This is a genomic window from Mycobacterium sp. (genome assembly GCF_036488105.1).
GTDB lineage: Bacteria > Actinomycetota > Actinomycetes > Mycobacteriales > Mycobacteriaceae > Mycobacterium.
This window is the reverse complement of record NZ_DASXHW010000212.1, coordinates 1-6,919: the sequence shown is the minus strand read 5'-3', so window position 1 is coordinate 6,919 and position 6,919 is coordinate 1. Positions and strand designations below refer to the sequence as shown.

2 protein-coding genes are annotated in these 6,919 nt (G+C 67.7%); both read right to left on the bottom strand.

The genetic code is table 11. The features are described from left to right. On the bottom strand, positions 1-3,754 hold a 3,754-nt coding region (locus tag VGH54_RS11480; protein WP_331512110.1), incomplete at its 3' end, for a type I polyketide synthase. A gap of 44 nt (positions 3,755-3,798) precedes the next feature. Continuing rightward, the coding region (locus VGH54_RS11475; RefSeq protein ID WP_331512109.1) for an SDR family NAD(P)-dependent oxidoreductase at positions 3,799-6,919 on the bottom strand (3,121 nt) is incomplete at its 5' end.

The window sequence follows — 6,919 nt, the reverse complement described above, 5'->3', positions numbered from 1 at the left end:
GGTGAGCGATCGTCCGACCCAATGCGGCCAACAGCATTTCGTCGATCGGCACCCGCAGCCGTCGGCGGGCATCATCGATCTCGGTTGTCTCCGCGACGGTCAGCGACGACGCGCTCCGGGCCAAATCGGGCAGGCCCGGCGTCCCGGCGGCCTGCTCGCTTGCCACCTTCAGCGTCGACGCCGTTGCCGTCTTCAGCCAGTAGTCGCGGCTCTCCACGACCGCCGGGTGGACGGCCAATGCCGCGCAGCGCTGCGACCACTCGGTCCACGGCGTCGTGACCGGTTGCAACGCAATCTCTTCGCCGGCCAGCTGTTGCCCGAACGCGGTGAAGATATCGGTCAACAGGATGTCGCGCGAGACGTTGTCGGCCACGATCGCCCGCACACTGATCGCGAGGTAGCACCAGCCACCCGGCACCCCACTGACATACGTCGCGATCAGCGGGTTAGTCGGATCCTGTTGGCGGACTACGTCTATCAGTGTCGACAGCAGCGCATCGCGTTCTTGCGGCGTGCCTGGTTTGATGTCTTCTGGCAGCGAGCGGGTGGCCAAGTCGGCGAAGTCGCCGGGCTCACTGATCACCTGCTCCCACGTGCCCGCGCGTTCGACGAGTCGCAGACGCAACGCCTCGTGGTGGTTGCGCAGCGCGGTCAGCACCGCGCACACGTCGTCGACCTGTACGTCGGGACGCAGTTGCAGGATCAGCGGAACGCGCCACTGCTCCTGCTCACGCACGCCGTGCTCGAGGAAGTACGAGATGTTCGGCGGCACCGGCGGATGCGTCACGTCACTCGCCGACTGCCGGGCCAGGCCGCCGGCCGCATAGCGGGCTGTCAGCGCCCTGGCCAACGCGGCAACCGTCTGGCTCTCGTAAAGGTCCTGCGGGGTGAGGTCCAGGCCTTCGTTGGAGGCGGTCATCGCGACGCTGATCGCGACCAGCGAATCGCCGCCCAGCTCAAAGAAGTTCGCGTTGCGTTCGACATTGGGCAGACCCAGGCATTGGCTCCAGATGCGCTGCAGCGTCGCTTCCATCGGCGACTTGCCGGACGTGCTGGCCTGCGCAGCCTCAGCACCGCCGGTCGACGCGGCTGCCCCGTTGGTCGCCGCGGGCTCGCCCGTCCACGTCGTCCGACGGTGCTCGATCCAATGCCGTTGCCGCTCAAAGGGATAGCCGGGCAGTGTGATCAGCTGCGCCGACTGTCCGCCGCGCAGCGGTGACCAGTCCACCTCGACACCGGCCGACCAGAGCTGGCCCAACGCGAGCAGGAATGCATCGCGATCGTCGCGGTTCTGCGCATGATGGCGCATCAGCCGCACCGCGCGGTGCCCGTTGGACCACCGCGGGTGCCGGCTCGCCGACGAGGTCAGCGTGCCGCCGGGGCCGACCTCGACCAGGATGCGGTTCGGGTCACCGAGCAACACGTCGACTTCGTCGGAAAAGCGGACGGTCGAGCGTACCTGGCGGGCCCAGGTTGCCGGATTGGTGGCCTCATTGGCGGCCAGCCAGGTTCCAGTCACGTTGGACAGCAACGGAATCTGCGGCTCGCGCAGCGTCTGGCGGGACAGGAAGCCGGTGAACTCGGGGATCATTGAGTCCATCAGGCGCGAGTGGAACGCGTGCGACGTACGGACCCGGCGCGCAACGACGGCCTTTTCGGTGAGGCGTTCGCTGAATTGACGGATGCCCTCCTCGGATCCCGCGACGACGCAGCCGCCCGGCTCGTTGATCGCGGCGACGTCGACCTCACCGTTCAGGTACTCGCCCACCGCCTCGGGGCTCAGCGCCACCGCGACCATCACGCCACGCGGCGCGGCGTGCATCAGGCGGGCTCGCATCGAGACCACCTTGATGGCCGTCTCGATGTCGAAGACCCCGGCGATGGTGCCGGCAACGTACTCGCCGATGCTGTGTCCGGCCAGCGCCGCAGGCTGGACGCCGTAACTCTCGATCAGCTTCGCCAGCGCGTACTCGACGGTGAACAACGCGGGCTGGGTGCGGTCGGTGCGCTCCAGGTTGCGGGCTGTGCCCTCGAAGATCTCGGCGCGTAGGTCCACCCCGAGCTCCTCGCCGAACCCGGCCGCGCACTGGTCGAAGTGCTCGGCGAACACCGGCTCGGCGTCATACAGGCCGCGTGCCATCCCGATGTGCTGCGCGCCCTGACCGGGGAACAGGAAGACCACCTGGCCTGAACTGTCCGTGTTCCCAGCGAATTCGCCGACGAAGACGTTGTCGTTCTCGGCGGTCTCTAGCACGGTTCTAGCGTGCTGCTCGTCGTTGACGACCGCGGCCATCCGGACCTTCTCCTTGCGGCGACGGCCGAGGGTGTAGGCGACGTCAGCCAAGCTCAGCGCGTCGTCGCCGGAGATTTCAGCGGCCAGCGACTTGCGTGACTGATCGAGCGCTTCGGTGCTTCGCGCCGACAGGAGCAGCACCTGGGGCCCGGGCTTGGGTGTCGAGGCCGGCACGGTTGGCGCTTCTTCCAGCACCACGTGCGCGTTGGTGCCACCGACACCGAACGAACTGACACCGGCGCGCAGCACACCGTCCCATTCCCACGGGCCGTATTCGCTGCGAACCTTGAAAGGTCCACGGTCGAGGTGCAATTCGGGGTTAGGGCTGGTGTAATGCAGCGTCGCCGGAATCGCCCGATGCTTCAGGCACAGAATCGCTTTGATCAGGCTCGCAATTCCGGCGGCCGACTCCAGATGGCCGATATTGGACTTGACCGAACCGACGTAGCACGGGCCGGAGCGGGTCTCCTCGGAAACGTCGAAAGCAAGACGTAGACCTTCGATTTCGATCGGGTCGCCCAGCGGCGTGCCGGTTCCGTGCGTCTCGACGTAGCTGATCTCGCTAGCGTCGATCTCGGCGATCGCGTGCGCCTCGGCGATGACGTCGGCCTGGCCGGCCGCGGTGGGGGCGGCGTAGGTCATCTTCGTGGAGCCGTCGTTGTTCAGCGCCGACCCGCGGATCACGGCGTGGATTCGGTCGGCGTCGTCGACGGCATCCTGCAGCGCCTTGAGCACCACCACTCCGACACCGCTGCCGAAAATCGTGCCGTCGGAGCGCGCATCGAAAGGCCGGCAATGGCCGGTCGGCGACACCATCGAGCCTGGGGCATACCAATACCCGACATGATGCGGGATGCGCAGCGATGCGCCGCCGGCCAGCGCCATCTCGCACTCGCCGTTCAGGATGCTCTGGCAGGCCAGGTGCACCGCGACCAACGCCGACGAGCAGGCCGTCTGCACCGACAGTGCGGGCCCGCGCAGATTCAATGCATACGCCAGCTTGGTGGCCAGGTAGTCCTTGTCGTTCTGCAACGACAGGTTGACCATGTCGAAGGTAATTCCTTGTCCCATAACCACATTGGGGTCATAGTTGGACATGATGTTGTGCAGCAGATACCCGCTGGTGGTGCTGGTCGCGTACACGCCGACCGAGCCTTCGATCTCGGCGGGGTCGTAGCCGGCGTCCTCGATCGCATGGAACGCCGTCTGCAGAAACAGCCGGTGCTGCGGATCGGTCGAGCGCGCTACCTGCGGAGTGAAACCGAAGAAGTCAGCGTCGAATTCGTCGATGCCGTCCACCAACGCGGCGCGCCGCACGTAGGCGTGATTCGCCAGCGACTTCTCCGGGATGCCCTCGGCCAGCAGGTCATCTTCGGCCAGCGTGACGATCGACTCCTCGCCGCGGCGCAGGTTGTCCCAGAATGCCGACAGCGTATTGGCGCCGGGCAACCTGGCCGCCATGCCGACCACCGCGATCGCGTTGGGCGGCAGTTCGCTGTTGCTGGTCACACTCGATCTCCTACCTTTCGCCTGGCGGCGGCACGCTGCCGGGCCGCGGCGCGCTGCTTGGCTCGGTCCCGAACCCCGCTGCCGCTGTCAGCCTTGTCCTCGGTCTCCAGGCCCAGCTGGCGGATCAGGTCAGTCGTCAGCGCGGCCAGCGAGGCGCCCTGCAACAGCAGGGCCACCGGCGGTTCCACACCGAAGTCGCCGCGAACAGTGTTGCGGATTCGGACCGCCATAAGCGAATCCATGCCCAATTCGGTCAACGGCTGATCGGCGTCGAGCGTGCTGCCCTTCGGGTAGCCCATGATGGCCAGGATGCGGCCGCTCAGTCGCGCGATGACGACCCGGTTGACTTCGGCGGGGTCCATCTCCCGCAACGCGTCGGGGCCCGCCCAATCATCGTCGTCGCTGTCGATGTCCAGTTCCTCGGCCAACTTCGCGAAATAGCCGAGTTGCTGGATCTCCGGGAACGCGGCCGCGGCCCGGTCGAGCCGCAACCGGGCCACCCCGATGTTGGTGGGCTGGCTGGCCAGGATCGCCTCCAGCGCCTCGATGCCTTCGGCCGGCGAGATGGGATCCAGCGCGCTGAAGGTCAGGGCGCGGGCGACACCGATGTCGGACCACTGTCCCCAGTTGATCGTGGTGGCCGGCAAACCCGAAGCCCGTCGCCAGTCGACCAGACCGTCGAGCCAGGCACTCGCGGCGGCGTAGGCGCCCTGTCCGGGCGCACCCAGCAGTGACGACGTCGACGAGAAGCCGACCCACCAGTCGAGGTCGCGACCGGCGGTGGCGACGTGCAGTCGCAGCGCGCCAATGGCTTTCGGCGCCCACACCCGCTCCAGGCTCTCCTTGCTGAGGCCGGCGACAATCTGGTCGTCGAGTACCACGGCGCTGTGCATCAGACCGCGCAACGCCAGCCCGGTCTCTTCGGCCGCGCTTACCAGCCGCTCGGCGACTCCGGGTGCGGCGATATCGCCGAGCACCACGGCGATCTGGGCACGCTGCCCCAGTTCGTCGAGCAGAGCTTCTGCCTCCTCGGACGGCTGGGACCGTCCGTTCAGGATCACCCGGCCGGCGCCGCGGTCGACCAGCCAACTGGCCATCGCCAGCCCGATCCCGCCGAGGCCACCGGTGAGGATGTAGGCGCCGTCCGGCCGAACGACTGTGTCGGACTTGGCCGTACCCAGCGTCGCGCGGGAAAGCCGCTTCACATAACGGTTTTCGCCACGCCAGGCGACCACGTCGTCTCTAGCATCGCCAGGGGCGAAGCCCAGCTCGGTGCTCAGAGGTGTCACGCCGTCACCGGACAGATCGACCAACGTGGTGCGCAGGTCCGGGTGCTCGTAGGCCAGAACCCGGATCAACCCGGTCAGGGCGCTGATCGACGGATCACCCGGCTCGCCGTCGTCGACGGCCAGACCGTCGCGGGACACCAGCCACAGTCGCGGCGACTTACCGTGCCACCCGGTGAGGATCGTGCGCACCGTCGACGCGACGCCCCACGCCAGGTCGCGGCCGCGCGCCGGGGCATCACCGGAATCGGTCCCGTCGAATGTCTGCTTGCCCGCGAAGATGACGACGCCGACCGGCGGGAGCTCGGCGTCCCCCGCGGCCTGCGAGAAGGCTTCCAGGACCGCCGACTCCTGCGAAAGGTCGGCAGCGACGACCCGTCGGGTCGGCGAGCCGAATGCGGCGACGAACTCCTTGGCCACCGCCTCGGCTTCGGCGCCATCGTTCAGCACCAGCCAGCTGCCGTCCGGGGCGGAAGCGGCGTCGACGGGAGTCTGGACCCATTCGGTGTCGAAGATCTTCTGCTCCAACGGCATTGGCACCGTACGGCGTTGCACCCGCTGCAGGTAGATACCGCTGATCTCGGCGGTCGGAGTGCCCGTGTCGTCCGTGATGAGGACGCGGCCCATGATGCCGGCACCATCTGCGTCAGGGTTGACCAACTCGGCGCTGCACCGGGCGCGGCGCCCGACCTCGCCGAACACCCGGATCTTCTCGAACGCCACCGGCAGATAGGTTGCCTCGCTGGAGTCGGTCAGCGCTTCACTCGACAGCGCGGCGGCCAGACCCTGCAGAGCAGCGTCGAGCAACACCGGGTGAATCCGGTAACCACGGTGCCCGGTCGCCTCGTCCGGCAGGACGATCTCGGTCTCCGATGTGCCGTTGGATCGGCGGACGATGCGGGTCAGTGCGGCGAACGCCTGCCCGTGGTGCAAACCGGTGTTGCGCAACGCCGAATACAGATCCGCGGGCGAGACCACCGTGCCGGCATCCGACGCAGCGGTCGGCACGGACGGTGCCTCCGATTGGCCCACTTCGACTTTCGCCACTGCGTGGCGGATCCAGGCACCGGTGGCCGAGCGCGAATGGATTTCGACGCGAATCTCGTCGCCGTCCTTCTCGCCCCGGGTGAGCTGCGTGGTCAGCTGGGTCGAGTCGCCCAGCGGCAGCATCTGTTCGACCTCGACGCCGACGGTCACCGACTGCGCCGGCAAGCCGAGAGCTTCGCAGGCGGCGGCGAGCGCGATCTCACCGAAGCCGGTGCCGGGCATGACCGGCTGGCCGTGCACCTTGTGGTCGAGCAGGTACGGAAGGAGATCGGTGCCCACGTCGGCCGTAAAGACGTGCTCGCGACCGGAGGGCAACTCGACGTGGGTGCCGAGCAGCGGATGTGCGCTGGCCGGTTGCCGATTCGCCGAGAACGGCGCCGCCCAGTAGCGGACGTGCTGCCACGGCGTCGGCGGCAGATCGATGAGTCTCTTTGTGCCACCGGCATTGTGCGCCGCGGCGACCGACGGCGGACGTACCGTCGCCAGCTGGGTGTGGAAAGTCAGCGTCTCCGGGTTGTCCCGGGTCAGCGTTCCCGACACCTGCGCGCCGCCGCGCGGCTTGGCCGACTCCAACGTGCCGTTGATGGCGTGGCTCAGCAGGGGGTGGGGGCTGACTTCGACGAAGGTGGTGTGATTCTCGGCGGCCTTCGCGACGGCTTGGCTGAATCGCACCGGGTTGCGCAGGTTGACCACCCAGTAGTCGGCGTCGAACGTCGCTGCCGCACCGCCGGATTGGCCGACCGTGCTGATCAACGGGATCCGCGGCGTCATCGGCTTCACATCG